The organism is Streptomyces sp. NPDC002232 (assembly GCF_042890295.1).
Lineage (GTDB): Bacteria > Actinomycetota > Actinomycetes > Streptomycetales > Streptomycetaceae > Streptomyces.
Genome location: NZ_JBIARV010000004.1, coordinates 706,347 through 726,752, shown reverse-complemented (window position 1 = coordinate 726,752; position 20,406 = coordinate 706,347). Strand labels below are relative to the sequence as shown.

Below are 20,406 nucleotides of genomic sequence, written 5' to 3'. Positions count from 1 at the left end.
CTCCGCGCCCATCAACTCTTGCGCAAGTTGTGTACAGCACACAGCAGTTGATTTAGCTTCAGCAGTCCCCGTTGGTACGCACCTGACGGCCATGGCGGCGCCCACCACCCAGGAGGGCGCCGCACTGCCGCTCCCCACCGGTCGCGCAGGAGAGCAAGGGATCGGTCCATGCCCGCAATCGCACAGTCACCGAACATCGGCGAGCCGCTCGACCCGCTTCCCCGAGAGTTCGCCGACCTGATGAGGCCGGAGATCCCGGGGCTCATCAAAGAGATCGGCATGGAGGTCCAGCGGGCCTACCCCGTGTACGCGCACCTCTTCAACGGACCGCACTCGGACGCCATCCGCCAGGGCGTGGAACAGGCCCTGGCGGCCTTCGTGGAACGGGTCGCCTCCCCCGGCACGACCTCGGCCCTGCGGGACGAGCTGCTGCGGAAGTTCGGCCGCGTGGAGGCCTACGAGGGCCGCGACCTGGGCTGCCTCCAGGGCGCCTACCGGCTCGGGGCGCGCATCGCGCTGCGCCGGGCCAAGGGCATCGGCCGCACCTACAACCTCTCCCCCACGCTCATCCTGGCCTTCGCCGACGCCCTCTTCGCCTACGTCGAGGAGCTCGAAGCCCTGTCGCGGGAGGGCTACGTCATGGCCCAGGCCCGTGCCGTGTCCGACGTGGCCGCGCGCAGACGGCAGTTACTCCACCTCGTCGTCGCGGGTCCGCCGCTGCCCCGGGCGACGATCGCCGAGCTGTGCGAGGAGGCCTCCTGGCAGCTTCCCGCCGAGTGCACCCTGGTGGCCCTGCGCCCGCCGGTCGCCGAGCTCGTCCAGGCGGGGCTCGACCGGGACGTGCTGGCCGATCTGACCCTCCCCCAGCCGCACCTGCTGATCCCCGGACCGCTCACCCCGCAGCGGCTCGTGATGCTCGAATCGGCCCTGGCCGGGACCCCCGCGGTCGTCGGCCTGACCGTGCCGCCGGCGCAGGCCGCGCACTCCGTGCGCTGGGCCCGGCGCGTCCTCCAGCTCGTCGACGAAGGCGTCGTACCGGACGCCCCCCTCGTGCACTGCGAGGAGCACCTGACAACGTTGTGGCTGCTGTCCGATCCGGCTCTCACGGCGCATCTCGCCGCGCGTGAACTGGCCCCGCTCGCCGAGCTGTCCGGCACCCGGCGCGAGCGGCTGATCGAGACCCTGCGCGTCCACATCTCGACGCGCGCCCCCGCCGAGCAGGTCGGCGAGATGCTGGGCGTGCACGCCCAGACGGTCCGCTACCGGCTGCGGAACCTGGACACCCACTTCGGCGACCGGCTCCTGGACCCGGACCACCGGTTCGCCCTCGAAGCGGCGCTGCGCTCGCTGCACCTCAACGGCGGGAAGCGGACGGACTGAGAACGGCGGGAAGCGGGCGGACCGACCCGCCCCCGCCTCCGCCGGCCGCCCCGCCCGCGTGTCAGTCGCGGTCCCGGCCGGGGTGCAGACGGATCTCGATGGCGTCGGACGACGGCTCCGGCGCCGGGTCGGCGGTGACGCGCACGCTCAGCGGACGGCCGCTGTCGGCCTCGACGAAGACGAGCGGCGGACGGCCGTCCTGGAGGTGCGCGTCCCCCCAGCGCACGAGCGCGAGGAAGACCGGCAGCAGGTCCTCGCCGGCCGGTGTCAGACGGTACTCGTCGCGCGCCCGCATCCCCGGCTCCCGGTAGGGCGTCCGGGCCACGATCCCGGCCGACTCCAGCTGCTTGAGGGCGCGGGAGACCGAGGGCGCCGAGGTGCCGATCCTCGTCACGAAGTCCTCGAACCGGGTCGTGCCGTAGAAGCACTCCCGCACGACCATGAAGACCGTCCGGGTGCTCAGCAGATCGAGCACCCGGCCGGCCGAGCACCCGTCCCCGATCGACCAGGCGTCCCGGTCGCTCAACCGCTTCTCGAAGCTCATCGTCACACACCCATTGTAACTAATGCTTGCGTTACCCAGCCAGTACGTGCTTCCATCTGACTAACGAAGTCGTTATCCAGATGGGGAGTGAACGTCATGGTCGCGGTGGCGGGCAGGGTGGTCGTGGTGACCGGAGGGCAGCGGGGTCTCGGCGCCGCCCTCGTGGAAGAAGTGCTGGCACGCGGGGCGGTCAAGGTGTACGCGACGTCCCGCTCGCCCGCCGCGGACGAGCGGCCGCGCGTGGTGGCGGCGCCGCTGGACGTGCGGTCGACCGCGTCGGTCGCCGCGCTCGCGGAACTCGCCGCCGACGCCGAGATCGTGTTCAACAACGCCGGGATCCTGCTGCCCGGACCGCTGCTCACGGGCGACGTCGAGCAGGCCGCCGAGACGTTCGACGTCAACGTCTTCGGACCGCTGCGGGTGGCACGGGCGTTCGCGCCGGTGCTCGCCGCGAACGGCGGCGGCGCGCTGGTGAACATGCACTCCGTGCTGTCCTGGCTCGCCGGCAGCGGAGCCTACGGGGCCTCCAAGGCGGCGGCGTGGTCCCTCACGAACTCGCTCCGGCTCGAACTCGCCCCGCAGCGCACGCAGGTCGTCGGTGTGCACGCCGGGTTCATCGACACCGGGATGGTCGCCGCCCTCGACCGGAGCAAGGCGAAGCCGGCCGACGTGGCCGCGCGGATCGTCGACGGGCTGGAGGCGGGGCACACGGAGGTGCTCGCCGACGACGTCAGCGCGGCCGTCAAGTCCGCCCTCTCGGGCCCCGTGGAAGACCTGACCTTCTCGGCCGCCGGCTGAGACCGTCGACCGAACCCTCACGAAGGAGACACGAACCGCCATGCCCCTGTGGACCGTTCACCACACCCCCGGAGTCTTCTCCGACGACGACAAGCGCGGGCTCGCCTCGTCCGTCGCCGACCACTACGAGAAGGCCGGGCTGCCCCGCTTCTACGTGGTCACCCTCTTCCAGGAGACCCGGCCCGAGGACTTCTACGTCGGCGGCGAGCCCGCCTCCGCCGGGGTCCGGATCACCATCGACCACATCGCCCGGCACCATCACGACGGGGACGGCAGGCGCAGGACCGCCCAGTGGATCAGGCGGATGGTGGAGCTGTACCTCGAAGGGCACGCCGGGCTCCACTGGGAGTTCCACGTCGACGAGACCAGCGAGGAGATGTGGATGATCAACGGACTGGTCCCGCCACCGGGCGGCTCCGACGCCGAGCGGCACTGGGCGGAGCGGAACGCGGCCACCCCGTACTGACCCGCCCGCCCGGAACCGGCGCGGCCACCCCGCACCGACCCCGCCGCCCCGGTCGTCCCGTACCGGCCCGGTCACCCCGCCGGTACGGTGATCTCCCGCTTGAGGATCTTTCCGCTCGGCCCCAGCGGCAGCCGGTCCACGAGCCACACCCGGCGCGGGTACTTGTAGGCCGCCACGCGGTCCTTGACGTACGCGCGCAGTTCGTCGGGGGTGGCCTCGGCCGAGGGCCGCAGGACGACCGCGGCCGCGATCTCCTCGCCCAGCTCGGGGTGCGGGAACCCCACCACGGCGGCGAGGGCGACGGCCGGGTGCTCGTGGAGGACCTCCTCGATCTCGCGCGGGTAGACGTTGTAGCCGCCGCGGATGACCATGTCCTTCTTCCGGTCGACGATGTACAGATAGCCCTCGTCGTCGGCCCGGGCGAGGTCGCCGGTGCGCAGCCAGCCGTCCGGGATCGCGGCCTCGGTCTCCTCCGGGCGGTTCCAGTAGCCCTTCATGACGTTCGGCCCCCGGACGGCCAGTTCGCCGATCTCGCCGGGGGCCACGTCCCGGCCCCCGGCGTCGAGCAGCCGCACCTCGACGTCCCGGATGGGGGTGCCGATCGAGCCGGCCTTGCGCGGCCGCTCGGGGTGGTTGAACGTGACGACCGGGCTGGTCTCGGACATGCCGAAGCCCTCCAGCACCGGGCAGCCGAAGCGGCGCTCGAAGCCGTGCAGGATCTCCACCGGCAGCGAGGCGCCGCCGGAGATGCACATCCGCAGCGTCGACACGTCGGCGTCCGAGGGCTGCTGGAGCAGCGCCGCGTACATGGTGGGGACGCCCTCGAAGACGGTGGCCCGCTCCCGCGCGACGGCCTCCAGGACGGTCTTCGGGTCGAAGCGCGGGACGAGCACGAGCGAGGCGCCGCTGCGGACGGCCGCGCTCATGGTGCAGATCTGTCCGAAGATGTGGAACAGCGGCAGGCAGCCGACCACCACGTCCTCCGGCGTCATCCGCTGGATCTCGACCGTGTTCACCTCGGTGTTGTGCCGCAGCCCCGCGTGGGTGAGGACGGCGCCCTTGGGGCGGCCGGTGGTGCCGGAGGTGTACAGCAGGACGGCCATGTCCTCGTCGGCCGTGTCCGCGACCTCGGACAGCGGCTCGTGCGCGGCCAGCGCGGCGGCGAACGCGGCGGGTTCGACGGCGGTGTGCCGGACGCCCGCGGCGGCCGCTCCCCCGGCGCCCTCACCCGGCGCCTGGTGCCACTCGAAGAGCCGCACCGCGCCGGAGTCGGTGAGGTGGAACTCGGTCTCCCGGGTCTTCAGGAGCGGGTTCATCGGGACGACGACCGCCCCCGCGCGCAGGGCGCCGTAGTACAGGACGACGAACTCCGGCACGTTCGGCAGCATCAGCGCGACCCGGTCGCCGGGGCGCACGCCCTCGGAGCGCAGCAGGGCGGCGGCGCGGGCACTGCGCTCGTCCAGCTCCGCGTACGTGATGACCTGCTCCCCCAGCCGCAGCGCGGCCCGCTCGGGCTGCCGCCCGGCCGTCTCCACGAGGAACCCTGCCAGATTGGCCATGACCGCCTCCGTCACACGGAATCACAAGGATGTTTACATCGCCGACATCTTCCAGGGGTGCGCGCCCCAGGCCTATGGCCGGGGCGACAACGCGGGGCGTCGGAGATTGTTCCCGGTCACAAGGCGGGGGCACTAAGCTGCGTCGATGATTCTTTCGGGTGTTGCGGCGGCGCTGCTGGCGGGGCTTCCGGAGCTGGGTGAGCGCATGGCGCTGCGGATCCGGGCGAACGTCGAGGCGTACGAGGACGAGGCGCTGATCCCGCTGGACTCGCTGCGCCGTTCCTGCACGGCCAACGCGGACCTCATCCTGACCCATCTGCGCGTCGGCGGCGCCCCCGACGCGAGCTCGGCCCGGGAGACCGGGCGGCTCCGCGCGCAGCAGGGCGTCCCGCTGGCGGACACGCTGCACGCGTACCGGATCGGCTCCCAGTTCCTGTGGACCGAGATCCTCGCCGAGGCCCGCGCGCGCCCCGAGGTGTCCGACGATCTCCTGCTGTCGGAGTCGACCGAGTTCTGGGCGCTGTCGGGTCTGTACGCCGAGTCGGTGGCGGTGGCCTACCGCGAGACGGCGGCCGAACTCACCTCGCAGGGGCAGGCGCGGCGCTCCGCCCTGGTGGAGGCGCTGTTCACCGGCATCGTCACCGACCGGACGCTGTGGGAGACCGCCCGCGAGCTGGAGCTTCCCGAGCACGGCCCGTACGCCGTCGCGGCGGCGAAGGCGGGCACGCCCGGTGAGGAGCCGCTCGGCGGGGCGGAGGCGGCGCTGCGCCGGGCGAACCTTCCGTCCGCCTGGAGGCTGCTGCCGGACCAGCAGCTCGCGCTGATCGCCCTGCCGACGGCGTCGGCGGAGACGGCCTGTCTGCGCATCCTCCGCGGGACCCGTGCCCGGGTGGGCTTCAGTCCGCGCTTCCAGTCGCTGCGGGACACACCCCGCGCCCTGCGCTTCGCGCGGCTCGCCCTGGCCGGCCTGGAGGGCGAGGGCCCCGGCGTGGCGCGCTTCGACGACAATCCGCTGGCCATGGTCGTCGCCGCGGCGCCCGCCGAGGCCGCGCACCTGCTGGAGGTGGTGCTGCGACCGGTGCTCGACCTTCCGGTCGCGGAGCGGTCGCGGCTCCTGCGGACCCTGGAGCACTGGTTCGCCGCCGCGGGCTCGGCCGGTGACGCGGCGCGGAGCCTGTTCGTCCACCCCAACACGGTCCGCTACCGGCTGCGGCGGGTGGAGGAGCTGACGGGCCGCTCGCTCTCCGATCCGCGCGCGGTGGCGGACGTCGGCGCGGCGCTGCTCGCGGTGCGGGGTCCGGGGCAGCCGGAACCGGGCTGAGGCGTCCTGCGCGGTGAGGCGCCCGCGCCGGGCGGCGCCTCACTCCGGCGGGCGCTCGTACCGGGCGGGCGACTCGCTCCGGCGTACGCCCACACCGGGCGGGCGACTCACTCCTCGTCGATGATGTGCATCGCCGCCTCCTCGGCGGAGGCCGCGCCCCCGTCGATCCCGAGGTCCCGGGCGTTCAGCTCCGAGGTGATGCCGCGCGTTCCCTCGTCCTCGGACATCAGGCGTCCCGCGCGCCGCGCGCCGACCTGGTCGTCCAGGAGCTCCCCGTCGGTGTCCGTGGTGTCGCCGAGACCGTCGCCGTCGGGGACGGCGGACTCGGGTTCCTCGTTCGCCAGGCGGTCGTCGAGGGTCTCGCCCCGTCGCCGCTCGGCGGCGGTCACGCCGACGCGCTCGGCACCCAGGGGGCGTTCCGGTGGCGAGTAGCCCGCGTCGAGCGGATCGCCGGGCGGTCCTTCGAGGGTGTCCTCGTAGTCGAGCACACCCGCGTCGTCCTGGACCTCGCTGCCGTCGGGCTGGTAGACGTCGTCCCCCCACGCTTCCGTGTCGGTCATGTGGAACTCCGTTCCTCACCAGGTCCACGACGGCTCGTGCCCCGGGCTCACTCCTCCCGTTCGAACTCGGCCTCGGTCCGCTCGGCGTCGAGGTCGGACTGGGCCTTCGCGTACAGCGCGTGCACGAACTTCCGGGCCTCCTCGGGCGAGATGCCGACGCCGAGCCGGAGCAGCCGACCGGTCCAGTATCCGAGCGGATCGTCGGGTACGGTCATGGCCCCTCCTGAGGGAGTGCGGTCGCTGCCCGCCGTATCGGCTGCGGGCGGGACGGGTCCGGCCGCGCGGGTCCATGGTGATCCGACCGCACGCGTGGCGCGTGCGGGGCGCCTCGGGGGGCGCCGGATCCCCGTTCTTGATTCCATGGTCCCCGCCTGCGGGGGGAGCGCAACCCGATGTGGACAGGTCGGCGGCCCCCTCACGGGGGCGGCGGCACCGCCGTCACCGCCCGGCGCCGTCCGGATCCCCGGACGGGGACGGGCCCGCCCACCGTCGCAGGAGTTCCTCGCGCTGCGTCACGCGCGGTGTCCCGCCCTCGCGGGCTCGGCCCCACTCCGACATGGCGGCCAGCGTGGTGGCCATCGTCGCGGCGCCGTCCGTGAGGCGGGACAGCAGGGCGCGGGAGAGCTCGACCTCGGCCGGTGAGTAGCCGACGGCGGCGGCCACGTAGACCTTCAGCTCGTACGTGCCGTCTTGCGTCTCCAGGTCCACCGCCATCTGCGGCGGGGCTTCGCCGGACAGGCCGGGGCCCAGGGTCATCCCCAGGTTCATCACCACGTCGAGGGCCATGTCCGTGACGACGCCGACCTGCCGCTTCAAGGTCTTCACGGGCACGTCCGCGACGGTCAGGGCGCGGACGTCCTCCCAGAGGTGGAGGCCGGACTGCCCGTCGCCCAGGGCCACCACGCCGTCCGGGGTCAGACGCATCCCGGGGGCCGAACCGGTCGGCTTGGCCCCCACGTACACGTCGCCCTCGGCGATCCAGAACAGGCCCACCATGGCCATCGGTTGCTCACTTCCCCCCACGGCGGCGCTCCGCCGCCGTGTCGTGCGTCAGAACGATCAGGTCGCCTCCGGAACGCGCGCGGGTGCCGGGAAGTTCCCCCCCTCGGCGGTCACCGGACAACCAGGCGCGGTAGCGGCGCAGGGCCGCGCGCTGCTTCCGCTGTTCCGAGAGCAGCGCGAGGGCCGGGTGGGTGCCGGGCCTGGGGGCGGCGCCGCGGGCGAGCCGGCGCATCTGGTGGCGGACCTGCGCCATGCCGGCCGCGGAGGCGAGGGTCTTGTCCGACCAGGTCACCGGCGCCATCCGCCGGTCGGCCTCGCGGTCGTCGCGCCAGCGGTCCGGCAGGTCGGGAGTGACGGCGAGTTCGGTGCCCATCCCGACGACCGCCACGCCGCTGTCGAGGACCCGCTCGGCCGTGGCGCGGCGGGTGATGCCGCCGGTGAGCATGAGCGGGAGGGCGCTCGTGCCCACCAGTTCTTCGGCCAGGTGGAGGAAGTACGCCTCGCGGGCCGTGGTGCGGTCGTCGGCGGGGCGGCCGGCGCGGACGGCGCGGACCACGTCGAGGAGCAGCCGGGCCCGGTTCTCCAGCGAGCCGCCCCACCGGTCGGTCCGCGTGTTGACCAGCGGCGAGAGGAACTGCGACAGGAGGTACCCGTGCGCGGCGTGCACCTCGACGCCGTCGAAGCCCGCCTCCTCGGCGCGGCGGGCCGTGACCGCGAAGCGTGCGACGGTGTCCTCGATCTGGCGGGGGGTCATGGCGGTCGGGCGGCCGAAGCGGCCGCTGTGGCGGCCCAGGTCGACGGCGATGTCGGACGGGCCCCAGACGACGCCGGGCATGCCGGACGGGACCTGCCGCCCGGGGTGGTTGATCTGCATCCAGATCGCGCCGCCCGCCGACTTCCCGGCCTCGGCCCACGCGGCGAACGGCTCCAGGGGCGCGTGCTCGTCGAGGACGACTCCGCCGGGGCCGGTCAGCGCCTCGGCGTGCACCATGACGTTGCCGGTGATCAGCAGCCCCGCGCCACCGGCGGCCCAGCGCCGGTACAGCGTCGGCAGCCGCCGGTCGGGGAGCTGGCCGTCACCGGCCATGTTCTCCTCCATGGCGGCCTTGGCGATCCGGTTGCGCAGCACCTGCCCGGTGCGCAGGGGCAGTGCCGTGAACAGTTCGCTGGTCATGCCGGTTCCCTCTCCCGATGTTCCTCGCCTACGATGTGTGCACCACAAACATAAGGGCCCATGTAAGCAGCGCAAACATCAAAGAGTGTGACCTATGTCGCAAACCGGCACGTATCATCACGGCGATCTGCGCGCCGCCTGCCTGCGCGCCGCGCGGGAGCTCCTGGAGGAGGACGGCAGCGCCGGACTCTCGCTGCGCGCGGTCGCCCGGCGGGCCGGCGTGTCCGCCACGGCCCCCTACCGCCACTTCGCGGACCGGGACGCCCTGGTCTCCGCCGTCGCCGCCGAGGGGTACCGCGAACTCGCCGGGCACCTGGCCGCCGCGCACCCCGCCCCCTCGTCCCCCGACGACCTGGCCGCGGTCGCCGTCGCGTACGTGCGCTTCGGGCTCGACCACCCCGCCCTGTTCCGCGCCATGTTCGCGGAGCCCTGCGACCCGACCAGCGAGGAGCGCGTCGCCGCGACCGCCGTCATCACGGAGTACGTCCACGGCATCGTCCGTGACGCGTTCCCCGGCGCCGACGCGTCGGGGGCCCTCCCCACCAGCGTGTGGGCCCTCGTCCACGGCCTGGCGTTCCTGCACCTCGACGGCAAGCTCGACGCCTCGTCGCCGGAGGCGGTCGCCGCGCAGGTGCGCGGGAGCGTGCACGCCCTCTTCACCGCCTCCCCCGCGCTGCGGGCGCGGGCCACGCCCACCGGGCCGAGCGCGCCCGCTCCGTCCCAGGAGGACACCCCCCGATGAACACGCCGCCCGCCCCGTCCGGTGCGCACCCGGACCGCTCGCCCGTGCGGCTGGGCGCCCTCGTCCCGCTGACGCGGCCCGGCTGGGTCGAGGCGGGCCGGCACCTCCTCGCGGGACTCGAACAGGCCGTGGAAGAGGTCCGCGACACCGGCGGGATCGGCGGCCGGCCGCTGGAGCTGGTCGTCCGGGACAGCGCGGCCGATCCGGAGCGGGCCGCGGCGGCCGTGGACGAACTGGCCGCCCTGGGCGTGGCCGCCGTGGTGGGCGAGTACCACAGCGTCGTCGCCCGCGCCGTCGCCGCGCGGGCCGACGCCCTGGGTGTGCCGTTCCTCTGCTCGTCCGCCGTCCTCGACGCGCTCGTCGAGGAGCCGACGGAGTGGGTCGCGCGCGTGGCTCCGGCCCAGTCGCGCGGCTGGCGGATCTACGCGGACTTCCTCCTCGCCACCGGCCGGAGCCGGATCGCCGTGGCGACCCAGCCGAGCGTCTACTGGGCGACCGGGACCCGCGTGCTGCGGGACCACCTCGCGCCCCGGGGCGGCTCCGTCGTCGCACTCGACGCGGCCGCCCTCACTCCCGGGGCCCTGTGCGACGCGCTCGTCGACCACGACGTGACGGCGCTGCTCCTCCTGGTCGGCAGTCCGGAGCCGGCGGTGCCGATCGTGCGCGCCGTCCGGGCCGACCGGCGGCTCGCGGGCCTGCTGATCGGTGCCCCGGCCGGGCAGCCGGAGTTCGCCGGGTGGAACGAGGCGCTGGGCGCGGACGGCGCCGGCGTCCCGTTCCTGCGCTACCTCCCGGAGCGCCTCGGCCCGCTCGGCGCGCGGGTGCGCGAGGAGCTCGCCGAACGGCTGGGCGAGGCGCCCTCCTTCGTCGCCCTGGAGGGCTGGGACACCGTCACGGTCCTCGCCTCCCTGCTGCGTACCCACGGTACGGACCGGGCGGCGATCGCCGAGGCCTGGCCGCACGTGGCGGTCGAGGGCACGCGCGGCCCGATCCGGTTCTCCCGCACGCCGGGCATCGGCCTCTGGCAGTGGACGTGGGCCCCGGTCCAGGTCGCCGACCGGGACCCGTCGGCCCCCGGGGGCTTCCGGGTCCTGCACACCGGCTGAGGAGAGCGCGGCCGGCCGGCCCGCCCGTCAGGAGGCCGCCGACGCCCGGTCGGACGCGCTGCGCAGCACGCAGAACTCGTTCCCCTCGGGGTCGGCGAGGACCGCCCAGCCGGAGCCGTCGGCGTTCCGGTGGTCGGCGACGAAGGCGGCGCCGAGGTCCAGCAGGCGCCGCACCTCCTGGTCGCGCGAGGTCTCGGGGCGCAGGCACAGGTGGAGCCGGTTCTTCGACGTCTTGGCCTCGGGCACCCGGTTGAAGTAGAGCACCGGCCCGTCCGCGAGGAGGACCTGCGTCTCGTGCGCGCCCGGCCGGTCCTCCGGATCCATCGGGCTGCCCGTCACGCCGCTCCAGAACCGCGCCAGTTCGTAGGGGTCCGCACAGTCGATCGCCACGTTCTGCACCACCGAAACCATGGGGCGATCATTCCCGATCCTCACCGCCCCGGCCACCACGTCATCCGATCCGGGCGGCCGGTGGTGGCCGTCGCTACGGCGTGGCGGTGCTCGTCCGCGGCCGAGCGGCGCTCTCCCGGGGCCTCGCGCTCCGGGGGAGCCACCGGAGGGCGACCAGGCCGAGGGCGACGTGCAGTGCGGCAGCCGTCGCCGCGGCCACGCGCAGGCCCGTGACGAAGGCGGACCTGGCGTCGGCCGCCGCCGCCCGGGCCAGGCCCGGGACGCGCAGGGTCTCGTCCAGGGTCGGCGCGAGGTCGGGCCCCTGGAGGCGGAAGAGCACGGCGGCGAGCGAGCCGAGCAGCGCGATGCCGAGGGCGTTGCCGATCTCGTTGCTGGTCTCGGCGAGGGCGCCGGCCGAGCCCGCCCGCTCCGGCGGCACCGCTCCGACGGCGGTGTCGGCGACGACAGCGAAGGAGATGCCGTAACCGACGCCGGCGATCACCGTCGAGGCGACGTACCAGCCCGCGCCTCCGGTGGCGGCGGCCGGCAGGAGCAGCAGGAGCCCCGCCGCGATCGAGAAGTGGCAGACGAGCAGCGCGGCGCGGGTGCCGACGCGGTCCACCAGGGCCGGTGTGACGACACAGGTCACCGTCAGGACGGCGGCCCCCGGCAGCGCCAGCAGCGCGGCGCGCAGCACGGGGAGGCCGAGCACCGACTGGAGGTAGACCCCGGCCAGGTAGGCGACGGCCGACCAGGCGGCCAGCGGCAGGAGTCCGGTGACCACGGCGATCGTGAAGACCCGTTCGCGGAAGAGCGAGAAGTCGATCAGGGGGTGTTCCAGGTGTCGTTGCCGGAGGCCGAACCAGGTCAGAAGGGCGGCACCGGCCAGTCCGGCGGCACTCGCCGGCACCGTCACCCCTTGGGCGGCGGTGTGCTTGAGGGCGTGGATCACGAGCAGCAGACCGCTCGCGGAGGTCACCACGCTGACCGCGTCGACGCGTCCGGCCCGGGGCGCCCGCACCTCGCGGAGCAGGCCGGGTGCGACGTACAGGAACACGGCGATGACGGGGAGGTTGACCAGGAACACCGATCCCCACCAGAAATGTGCGAGCAGGACGCCGCCGACGACCGGTCCGATCGCGAACCCGGCCGCGAAGGCGGCGGCGAAGACGCCGATGGCCCGGGCCCGCCGCTTCGGGTCGGTGAAGAGTTCGCTCAGGACCGCGAGCGCGGAGGGCAGGAGGGTGGCCCCCGCGATGCCCATCACGGCCCGCGCGGCGATGAGGAGCTCCGCCGTCGGGGCGAAGGCGGCGCACGCCGAACCGATGCCGAAGAGGACCGCGCCGGTCATGAGGAGCCTGAGCCGGCCGTAGCGGTCGCCGATGTTGCCGAACGCGATGAGCAGCGAGCCCACGGCGAAGCCGTAGACGTCGAGGATCCACAGGGCCTGGTCGGCGCCGGGAGCCAGCGCGCGGCTGATCCTCGGCATGGCGAGGAACAGGACGGAGCCGTCCATGGAGACCAGGAGCACGGGGCCGAGCACGGCCAGGAGCCCGAGCCGTGCGCGGGTGTCGGCGGGGCGTGAGGAGCGTTGCGTCATGACGGCCACGGTCGGGCCCGGCGGTGCGGGCAGCCAGCCACCCGCCGTGGGTACACCCGACGGGTACACCCACACGCGGCTTCCCCCTCCTGGACACCCCCTAGGCTCGAAGGCATGGAGAGCCTCGGAGCGTTCTTGAAGAGCCGTCGCGACCGGGTCACCCCCGACCGGATCGGGCTGCGCGTCTACGGGACCGGACGACGGGTCCCCGGACTGCGCCGCGAGGAACTCGCCCATCTGGCCGGGGTGAGTGCCGGGTACTACACCCGGCTCGAACAGGGCCTGGCCGAGACGGCGTCCGAGCAGGTCCTCGGGGCGCTGGCGCGCGTGCTCGAACTCGACGAGGTGGAGACCGCGCACCTGCGCAACCTGGCGCGGCAGCCCTCCCGGGCCGGGCTGGCCGAGCCCCCGCCGGAGCACGCGCACCCGCGCGTGCTCGCGCTGCTCGGATCGCTGGCCCCGGCGACCCCGGCGGTCGTGCTGGGCCGGCGCGGCGACGTGCTCGCCTGGAACCGCACCGGGCACGCCCTCCTCGCCGAGCACGTCGACTTCACCGCGCCCGGACACCCGGAGGGCCGCCCCTCGATCCCCCGGATGTTCTTCCTCGACCCGCTCACCCGGGACCTGCACCGCAACTGGGAGGAGCTCGCCCGGGTCCACGTCGGCTATCTGCGCCTCACGGCCGGACGCTTCCCGACGGACGCGCTCCTGGCCCGCCTGATCGGTGAACTCACCATGCGCAGCGACCGGTTCGCGGCGATGTGGGCGGGGACCGACGTCGCCGACTGCACCGTCGGCGACCTGCGCCTGCGGCACCCCACGGTCGGTCCCGTGGACGTCGCGTACCAGGTCTGGCTCCAGCCCGACAGCCCCGACCACCGCCTGGAGATCTACACTCCCGACGGCCCCGCCTCCGCCGACGCCCTCGGGCTCCTCGCCCAGCGCGCCACGGCCGGGCCGGAGACCGGCGCCGACGGGCGCCGCCCGGCCGTGCGTTAAGATCACGCATGGCGTGATGGAAGTCAACGCCTGTGCGACAACGCCGGATTCGGGTCTGTCGTGTCCTCCGCCGACCCGGCCCGCGCGTGTGAGCACGCCCCCGCCGGGCGCGCCCGCTCCGAGGCCTCAGGAGCGCCCTTCCAGCTGTGCGCCCCGGCCGGCACCGACCCGAAGCGCCCGTACGAGCCCCGCCGTTCCGCTGTCGGCCGGCGTGCGGCTCCTTGCTGGAGACGATGTTGAAAATCCTTCCCGAGATCTCCCGTACGCTCAGCGAATACCTCCTCATCCCTGGCCTGACCACCGAAGACTGCACACCCGAGAACGTGGATCTCGGAGCGCCGCTGGTGCGTCACCGGGTCGGCGAGGAGCCGGGGATCCGGGTCGCCACTCCCCTGGTGAGCGCGATCATGCAGGCGGTGTCGTCACCGGCGCTCGCGGTGGCGCTGGCGCAGGCCGGCGGCCTGTCGTTCCTCCACCAGAACCAGCTGGTCGAGGACCAGGCAGCGGACGTGCGGGCGGTGAAGCGGCACAGGGCCGGCTTCCGGACCAGCGAGGTCACCGTGGCGCCGACGACGCCGCTGGGCGAGGTCTCCCGGCGTCTGGAGGACACCGAGCAGGGCGTGGCCGTGGTCACGCGTGACGGGGAGGCGGAGGGTGAGTTCCTCGGGATCATCAGCCTCGACGACTTCCACCTGGAGCGCCACGGCACCCACGAGACGGCCGGCAGCCGGATGCGGGCCCGTGAGGGCTGGTCACGGCGCCGGCCGCGGTGTCCCTGTCCGAGGCGAACGAGCTGATCCGGCAGCACCACCTGGACGTCCTTCCCGTGCTCGGGGAGGACAGCCGGGTCGTCTCCCTCGTCCTGAAGCGGGACTACCAGGCGCACAAGACGTTCCACCGGGCGACCGTGGACGGCGAGAAGCGTCTGCGGGTCGGCGCGGGCGTCAACTCCCGTGACTTCAAGGACCGCGTTCCCGCTCTGGTCGAGGCGGGAGCGGACGTGCTGTGCCTGGACTCCTCCGACGGCTACTCCGTGTACCAGGCGAGGACCGTCGAGTTCGTCCGCGAGACGTACGGCGACGCCGTCCCCGTGGGCGCGGGGAACGTCGTCGACGGACGGGCGTTCCGCTATCTGGCCGACGCGGGCGCGGCGTTCGTGAAGGTCGGCATCGGCGGCGGGGCCATCTGCACCACACGGGCGCAGAAGGGCATCGGCCGGGGTCAGGCCTCCGCCCTGCTCGACGTGGTCGAGGCGCGCGACGCGTACGCCCGGGAGACCGGGGTGTACGTGCCGTTGTGCTGCGACGGAGGCCTGCTGAACGACTCGCACATGGCGATGGCGCTGGCCATGGGCGCGGACTTCGTCATGCTGGGCCGCTACTTCGCCCGCCTCGACGAGAGCCCGTCGCGGAAGCTGCGGATCGGCGGCCAGTGGTACAAGGAGTACTGGGGCGAGGGCTCGCGGCGCGCGCAGAACGAGGCCCGCTACGGGCAGCGCGGCCGGATGGTCTTCGAGGAGGGCGTCGACGGTTACGTGCCCTACGCGGGCAGCCTGTACGACAACGTCGAGCGGACCCGCGCGAAGCTCACCTTGACGATGATCAGCTGCGGTTCCGTGAACCTGCGGGACTTCCACCGCGACGCGGTCCTCGTCCCGGTGTCGGCGGAGTCCTTCAAGCAAACGGGCGCGGAGGTCCAGCTGCGGCGGCCGGGCGTCGACTCCGGCGAGTGATCCGGCCGGTCCGGTGCCCGACCCGGGACCGGACCGTTCCTCCCCGTGCCGCGCACGGCAGAATGGTGCCCATGTGCGCCTTCTTCGACCCGCCCGCGCCCCGCCCAGTCCCGGCGGGCGCGTACCCGCTCTGGGACGAGGCCCTCGGCCTCCTCAACCGGGACCTCGCCGCGACCCTGCCGGACGAGGAACCGCTGCTGCTGCTGGGAGTTACCGACGAGGACGAGAACGAGGACGAGAACGAGGGCGAGTTCGTGTACGTGGGCCGCGCCAACGGCGAGTGGCACGGCAACCGCCTGGAGCCGGACTCGGCCGGCGACCCTCTCGACGCCCTGGCCGCCGTGGCCGACGCCGCGCAGGACACGGTCACCGAACTCCTGTGGCGCGCCTGGCCGTTGTGCACGGAACACAACCTCGGCATGCACGTCTACGAGGCCGAGGGGCAGTTGTCCTGGTGGTGTTCGGGCGGCATGGATCCCCGCGACCCGGCGCACCTCCGCGCCGCCGTGGGCGGGCTCGACGCGCTGCTCCGCCCGAGTCGCCCCCACCGCCGGCGCCGGTCCCGTCCCTGATCGGCGCGGACCGTCGGCGGCTCGCCTGTCCGGGACACCGGGACCGGCCCGGTGTCCCGGATGGCTAGGCTGGCGATCATGACGCCGGAGAACTCCCGTGAGACCGCCCCTCGGCCCGTGCTGCACGACGCGGCGGAGCTGACCTCCGACCCGGAACGGTGGCACGGGTGCGCGGAGTCGGCCCATCGGATCCTGGCGGACCTGGTGCGCGGCGGGGCCGCGCTCGGCTGGGTCGAGCCGCCCGCGCAGGACGAGGTGGCGGCGCTCCTCGATCACGTCGTGTCCGCCGTACGGGCCGGGGACGGCGCCCTGCGCGTCGCGTACCTCGGCCGTCGGCTCGTCGGTCTGGGGTACTGGCTGAGGTACGCCCGCCCGACCCATCGGCCCCACGCCGACCTGGAGAAGGTCGCGGTGGACCCGGCGGCCCAGGGGCACGGTGTCGGCCGGGCGCTGACCGCCGCGCTGGTCGCGGACGCCCGTGCGGCGGGGATCGAGGTGCTCACCCTGGACGCCCGGGGCGACAACGCCCCCGCCCTGCGCCTCTACCGGTCGCTGGGCTTCACCGAGTACGGCCGCCTGCCCGATTTCGTGGCCGTCGGCGATCGCCGCTACGACAAGGTCTTCTGCATGGTGGACCTCCGCACGCGGGACTGACTGCGACGGGACGGACCCGCGACCCCCTACCCGGGTACGAGGCGGGCCCGGCACCGTGGTGTGACGCGGTCGACGGCGAACGCTTCCTAGTCTCCGGGGGCCGGCAGGGCGCCGGCGACCACGAGAACGGGGACAGGTCATGTCTTCTCCCACCGCACGCGGCGCTCTCCCCCGCACGGCCGCACGGTGCGCCGGCCGGATCGGCCACGCCGCCTCGCTGCTGCCCGCCGCACTGCTCACGCTCGGCGTGGTGGCGGCCGGACGCCCGGATCCGGCGCGCGCCTGGTGGGCGCGGGTCGACGGGCAGGACCCCGCCGCGCCCTCGCGGCGGCCCGGCGCGTGGCGGCTCGTGGGACACGCGCTGACGGATATACCGCTCGGGCTGCTCGCCCTCGTCCCCGTGGGCCTGGAGATCCTCTTCGTGCTGCGCGGCGTGCTCTACCCCGTCGTCGAGGACGGCCCGTACGACCACGCCTGGGGCGGTCCGGGCCTGGCCGGGGCGTGGGCCGCGCACTTCCTGATCGGTCTGGCGCTCGCCGTCGCGGGGCTGGGCGCCCTGTGGCTCCTCGACCGCCTGCACCACCGGCTCGCGGGCTGGACGTGGGGCCGCGAGGTGGGAGCGGGCGCCGTGTGCGCCCTGCCGGTCCTGTGCGCCGCGGGCGGGGTCCTGGTCGTCGCGTGGACGCACCAGCTGTGACGGCCCGCGGCGGGCGAGGCTCACGGCCGAAGAGCTCACCCCGCTCCGCGCCATCTCCGAGCACACCGGGAAACCGGTTTCGCCGAGGCCGTGATCCCGCGATCATGGGCAGGTCCTCGCTCCCGACCGCAAGGAATCAGCGTGCCCGTACCCGCCGACCCCACCGTCCTCCACCCGATGCCCGAGCAGCCGCGCGTGGTCCTGCTCCGCCCTCTCGTGACCTCGCCGCTGATCGAGGTCGGGGAGTTCTCGTACTACGACGATCCGGAGCACGCGACCGCGTTCGAGACGCGCAACGTGCTCTACCACTACGGTCCGGAGAAGCTGGTCATCGGCCGGTTCTGCGCGCTCGGCACCGGGGTGCGGTTCCTCATGAACGGGGCCAACCACCGTATGGACGGCCCCTCGACCTTCCCCTTCCCCACCATGGGCGGCTCATGGTCGGAGCACTTCGACCTGCTCACCGGGCTGCCGAACCGGGGCGACACCGTCGTCGGGAACGACGTCTGGTTCGGGCACGGGGCGACGGTGCTGCCCGGTGTGCGGATCGGGCACGGCGCGATCATCGGCTCCGGTTCCGTGGTGACCGCCGACGTCCCCGACTACGGCATCGTGGGCGGGAACCCGGCGCGCCTCATCCGTACCCGCTACGACGACGCGGACGTCGCCCGGCTGCTCGCGGTGGCCTGGTGGGACTGGCCCCTGGAGCACCTCACCGCGCACATGCGGACGATCATGTCGGGGAGCGTCGCCGAGCTGGAGGCCGTCGCACCGGGCACCGGCCGCCCGTGACCCCCGGGGGGGCCGGGCTCCGCGCGTCGCCCCCCGGCCGCACCGCGTGGGCGGCGGGAGGTCCGCCTCAGCCGACGCGGTCGGAGGGCAGGACCGGGTGGACCTCAAGACCGGGCGTGGCGAGCAGCTCGGCGACCAGGTCCCGGCTTCCGCAGACGTACGTGCTCACCAGGTCGACATCGCCGCCCACGCACCAGGCGCGGTCCTCGGGCCACCACAGGTCGGGGAGTTCGACGAAGGCGTCGAGCCCGGCGGGGGACACGGCGTCGGCCAGCGCGCCCGACAGCAGGACCTCGTCACGGCCCGGGCTGGGGAAGGTCGGGATCCCCCGCCAGTCCCAGCGGCCGTAGCCCTCCCACAGCCCGAACCGGCAGCGCTCCGGCGTCGCCGTGTGCCGCGCCAGGACGGGGAGCAGGGCGCGCGCGACGCCCTCGGGCGTGGGGCCCTCGGCGGGATGCTCGTCCCACACGCCGGGACGGCCGTACTCCTGGGCGTTCTGGTAGAAGCGGTCCGCGCCGATCACCTCGTACCAGTCCGTGAGCGCCCCGACCCGGCGCCCCGACGCGGCGGCGACGGTGTCCCAGCGGACGGGCCGCCCGTCGAGCTCCGCGGGATGCAGCACGCGCGCATACGCCGGGAAGCCGGGTGCGGCGACACCGGCGACCGTGCCGAAGTCACCGTGCCCGGGGAGTCGTTCGGTGAGCCAGTGCGCGGGTCCGAGGTCGTCGGTCTCGACGCGCAGGCGTCCGTACAGCGCGGGCCCGGGCTCACGGCCCGAGCGGGTCCATCCGTCCATGCGCCCAGTCTGCCCCGGCGCGAGGCCCACGGGCCGCTCGGGGCTGCTCCGTCTCGCCCGGGCTCGCTCGGGGTCCACTCCGGCTCGCCCCGGCTCGCTCGGGTCCACTCCGTCTCGCTCCGGTACGGTCGGGTCCACTCCCGCCGGCTCCGGCTCGCTCTGCGACCCGCTCGGGGCGTCGCGTTGCCGGGCGGGCCGGGACGGCGGGGTTACGGTCGGCTGCATGGTTGGTGATCGTCAAGGGTGGCTCCGGTGTCTGCTCGCCGGGGCCGTGTTCGTCGTGGGGATGACCGGCACCACGCTGCCGACGCCGCTCTACCCCCTGTACCAGGAGAAGTTCGGCTTCTCCGAGCTGACGGTGACCGTCGTGTACGCCGTGTACGCCTTCGGGGTCATCGGCGTCCTGCTGCTGGCGGGGAACGCCTCGGACACCATCGGGCGGCGGCCCACCCTGCTCTGGGGGCTCGGCTTCGCGGCGGTCAGCGCGGTCTGCTTCCTGTCCGCCGACTCGCTGGGCTGGCTGTACGCGGGGCGGCTCCTCTCCGGTCTGTCGGCCGGCCTGTTCACCGGCGCCGCGACCGCGTACGTCATGGACCTCGCGCCGCCCGGCGGCCAGTCCCGGGCCACGCTCGTGGCGACCGCGGCCAACATGGGCGGCCTCGGCTGCGGGCCGCTGCTCGCCGGACTGCTCGCGGAGTACGCCCCCGAGCCGCTGCTGCTCCCCTTCGCCGTGCACCTGGCCCTGGTGGCCGTGTCGGCCGTGGTCCTCCTGAGGCTGCCGGAGACCGTGCGGGACCCCCGCCCCCTCCGCGCCGTCCGTCCCCAGCGACCGGCGCTGCCCCCGGAGGTCCGCCCGGTGTTCGTGCCGGCGGCCATCGCCTCCTTCGCGGGATTCGCCCTGTTCGGGGTGTTCACCTCGGTCAGTCCCGCCTTCCTGGCCCGCTTCCTGCACGTCGACAACCATGCCGTGAGCGGGCTGATCGTCGCGCTCGCCTTCTTCTCCTCCACCGCCGGACAGCTCGCCGTCGGCCGCTTCGGGGTGTCCCGGTCCCTGCCGCTGGGCTGCGCGGTGCTCTTCGCGGGCCTGGCCTTCCTGGCGGGCGCGCTCTCCGTGGAGGTCCTCGCGCTCGTCGTCCTCGCCGCCGTCGTCGGCGGGGTCGGGCAGGGGCTCTCCTTCCGCGCGGCGATGTCCGCCGTCGCGGCGGCCGCCCCGGTGGAGCGGCGCGCGGCGGTGATCTCGGCGCTGTTCGTCGTCGCGTACACCGGCATCTCGATCCCGGTCATCGGCGTCGGGCTGCTCGCGGGGCCGCTCGGCCTGGAGCAGGCGGGCCTGGTCTTCACCGGCTGCATGCTGGTGCTGGTCACCTCGGCGGCGGTGTACCTGCTGCGCCGGCCGGTGCGGACGCCCGGCCCGTGATCCGGGACGGTGTCTCCGGCGCCCGGCCGCCCGGCGGCGGAACCGTACGCCGCCGTTGTGCGTCCGTCCACACGTTCGCACGATCATGAAGAGTGCCCGAGGAGC

21 protein-coding genes and 1 pseudogene are annotated in these 20,406 nt (G+C 74.2%); 13 read left to right on the top strand and 9 right to left on the bottom strand.

Annotation, left to right across the window (positions count from 1 at the left end; genetic code table 11):
- The first annotated feature begins 168 nt into the window (after nt 1–168).
- On the top strand, nt 169–1,380 hold the full coding sequence (locus ACFYXU_RS21205; protein ID WP_389459234.1) for a helix-turn-helix domain-containing protein: 1,212 nt from the start codon (nt 169–171) through the stop codon (nt 1,378–1,380).
- Nucleotides 1,381–1,441: 61 nt separating this feature from the next.
- Here ACFYXU_RS21205 and ACFYXU_RS21200 read toward each other — a convergent pair whose 3' ends face one another.
- Complete coding sequence (locus ACFYXU_RS21200) at nt 1,442–1,924, bottom strand: winged helix-turn-helix transcriptional regulator (RefSeq protein ID WP_384568898.1); 483 nt, start codon at nt 1,922–1,924, stop codon at nt 1,442–1,444.
- A 96-nt stretch (nt 1,925–2,020) separates the two neighbouring features.
- Here ACFYXU_RS21200 and ACFYXU_RS21195 point away from each other — a divergent pair, with 96 nt between their 5' ends.
- A complete protein-coding gene (locus ACFYXU_RS21195) occupies nt 2,021–2,722 on the top strand; it encodes an SDR family oxidoreductase (protein ID WP_389459660.1) in 702 nt (233 codons plus the stop codon).
- A 40-nt stretch (nt 2,723–2,762) separates the two neighbouring features.
- Nucleotides 2,763–3,188, top strand: a complete 426-nt coding sequence (locus ACFYXU_RS21190) for a tautomerase family protein (RefSeq protein WP_389459232.1) — start codon at nt 2,763–2,765, stop codon at nt 3,186–3,188.
- Nucleotides 3,189–3,259: 71 nt separating this feature from the next.
- Here the strand turns inward: ACFYXU_RS21190 and ACFYXU_RS21185 are convergent, their stop codons facing one another.
- On the bottom strand, nt 3,260–4,747 hold the full coding sequence (locus ACFYXU_RS21185) for a long-chain fatty acid--CoA ligase (protein WP_329858376.1): 1,488 nt from the start codon (nt 4,745–4,747) through the stop codon (nt 3,260–3,262).
- Between the two features lie 145 nt (nt 4,748–4,892).
- Between ACFYXU_RS21185 and ACFYXU_RS21180 the strand changes: the two genes are divergently transcribed.
- Nucleotides 4,893–6,068, top strand: a complete 1,176-nt coding sequence (locus tag ACFYXU_RS21180; protein WP_376514467.1) for a PucR family transcriptional regulator — start codon at nt 4,893–4,895, stop codon at nt 6,066–6,068.
- A 107-nt stretch (nt 6,069–6,175) separates the two neighbouring features.
- Here the strand turns inward: ACFYXU_RS21180 and ACFYXU_RS21175 are convergent, their stop codons facing one another.
- From ACFYXU_RS21175 to ACFYXU_RS21160, 4 genes are all read right to left on the bottom strand, one after another.
- On the bottom strand, nt 6,176–6,628 hold the full coding sequence (locus tag ACFYXU_RS21175) for a DUF5709 domain-containing protein (protein ID WP_361392199.1): 453 nt from the start codon (nt 6,626–6,628) through the stop codon (nt 6,176–6,178).
- Nucleotides 6,629–6,675: 47 nt separating this feature from the next.
- Nucleotides 6,676–6,843, bottom strand: coding sequence for a hypothetical protein (locus tag ACFYXU_RS21170; RefSeq protein ID WP_376514469.1), 168 nt, complete (start codon nt 6,841–6,843; stop codon nt 6,676–6,678).
- 223 nt (nt 6,844–7,066) lie between these two features.
- The gene (locus ACFYXU_RS21165; RefSeq protein ID WP_389405747.1) at nt 7,067–7,630 is read right to left on the bottom strand and encodes a hypothetical protein; all 564 of its coding nucleotides are present in this window, start codon (nt 7,628–7,630) and stop codon (nt 7,067–7,069) included.
- Nucleotides 7,631–7,637: 7 nt separating this feature from the next.
- The gene (locus ACFYXU_RS21160; RefSeq protein ID WP_389459230.1) at nt 7,638–8,804 is read right to left on the bottom strand and encodes a 2,4-dienoyl-CoA reductase; all 1,167 of its coding nucleotides are present in this window, start codon (nt 8,802–8,804) and stop codon (nt 7,638–7,640) included.
- Nucleotides 8,805–8,898: 94 nt separating this feature from the next.
- Here ACFYXU_RS21160 and ACFYXU_RS21155 point away from each other — a divergent pair, with 94 nt between their 5' ends.
- Together ACFYXU_RS21155 and ACFYXU_RS21150 are read left to right on the top strand one after the other, a co-directional pair.
- Nucleotides 8,899–9,546: a TetR/AcrR family transcriptional regulator gene (locus ACFYXU_RS21155; protein WP_376514474.1), complete on the top strand. Its 648-nt coding sequence runs from the start codon at nt 8,899–8,901 to the stop codon at nt 9,544–9,546.
- Nucleotides 9,543–10,652, top strand: a complete 1,110-nt coding sequence (locus ACFYXU_RS21150; protein ID WP_389459228.1) for an ABC transporter substrate-binding protein — start codon at nt 9,543–9,545, stop codon at nt 10,650–10,652. The genes ACFYXU_RS21155 and ACFYXU_RS21150 overlap by 4 nt, the downstream gene beginning before the upstream one ends.
- Nucleotides 10,653–10,679: 27 nt before the next feature.
- Here the strand turns inward: ACFYXU_RS21150 and ACFYXU_RS21145 are convergent, their stop codons facing one another.
- Nucleotides 10,680–11,063, bottom strand: coding sequence for a VOC family protein (locus ACFYXU_RS21145; protein WP_389459225.1), 384 nt, complete (start codon nt 11,061–11,063; stop codon nt 10,680–10,682).
- Between the two features lie 73 nt (nt 11,064–11,136).
- Nucleotides 11,137–12,642, bottom strand: coding sequence for an MFS transporter (locus tag ACFYXU_RS21140; protein ID WP_389459223.1), 1,506 nt, complete (start codon nt 12,640–12,642; stop codon nt 11,137–11,139).
- A gap of 114 nt (nt 12,643–12,756) precedes the next feature.
- Between ACFYXU_RS21140 and ACFYXU_RS21135 the strand changes: the two genes are divergently transcribed.
- From ACFYXU_RS21135 to ACFYXU_RS21110, 6 genes and pseudogenes are all read left to right on the top strand, one after another.
- Complete coding sequence (locus ACFYXU_RS21135; protein WP_376514483.1) at nt 12,757–13,641, top strand: helix-turn-helix transcriptional regulator; 885 nt, start codon at nt 12,757–12,759, stop codon at nt 13,639–13,641.
- Between the two features lie 233 nt (nt 13,642–13,874).
- Nucleotides 13,875–15,373: pseudogene (locus tag ACFYXU_RS21130) on the top strand (IMP dehydrogenase).
- Nucleotides 15,374–15,444: 71 nt separating this feature from the next.
- A complete protein-coding gene (locus ACFYXU_RS21125) occupies nt 15,445–15,945 on the top strand; it encodes a hypothetical protein (RefSeq protein WP_376514487.1) in 501 nt (166 codons plus the stop codon).
- Nucleotides 15,946–16,023: 78 nt separating this feature from the next.
- Nucleotides 16,024–16,599, top strand: coding sequence for a GNAT family N-acetyltransferase (locus ACFYXU_RS21120; RefSeq protein ID WP_376514489.1), 576 nt, complete (start codon nt 16,024–16,026; stop codon nt 16,597–16,599).
- Nucleotides 16,600–16,738: 139 nt separating this feature from the next.
- Nucleotides 16,739–17,296, top strand: a complete 558-nt coding sequence (locus tag ACFYXU_RS21115) for a hypothetical protein (RefSeq protein WP_389459220.1) — start codon at nt 16,739–16,741, stop codon at nt 17,294–17,296.
- A 141-nt stretch (nt 17,297–17,437) separates the two neighbouring features.
- Nucleotides 17,438–18,088: a CatB-related O-acetyltransferase gene (locus ACFYXU_RS21110; RefSeq protein ID WP_389405754.1), complete on the top strand. Its 651-nt coding sequence runs from the start codon at nt 17,438–17,440 to the stop codon at nt 18,086–18,088.
- Nucleotides 18,089–18,155: 67 nt separating this feature from the next.
- Here the strand turns inward: ACFYXU_RS21110 and ACFYXU_RS21105 are convergent, their stop codons facing one another.
- Nucleotides 18,156–18,884 (bottom strand): hypothetical protein, encoded by a 729-nt coding sequence (locus ACFYXU_RS21105; protein WP_389459218.1) that lies wholly within the window; start codon nt 18,882–18,884, stop codon nt 18,156–18,158.
- Nucleotides 18,885–19,107: 223 nt separating this feature from the next.
- Here ACFYXU_RS21105 and ACFYXU_RS21100 point away from each other — a divergent pair, with 223 nt between their 5' ends.
- Entirely contained in the window at nt 19,108–20,301 is a 1,194-nt protein-coding gene (locus ACFYXU_RS21100) for an MFS transporter (protein ID WP_376514497.1), read from the top strand.
- The last annotated feature ends 105 nt before the right edge of the window (nt 20,302–20,406 follow it).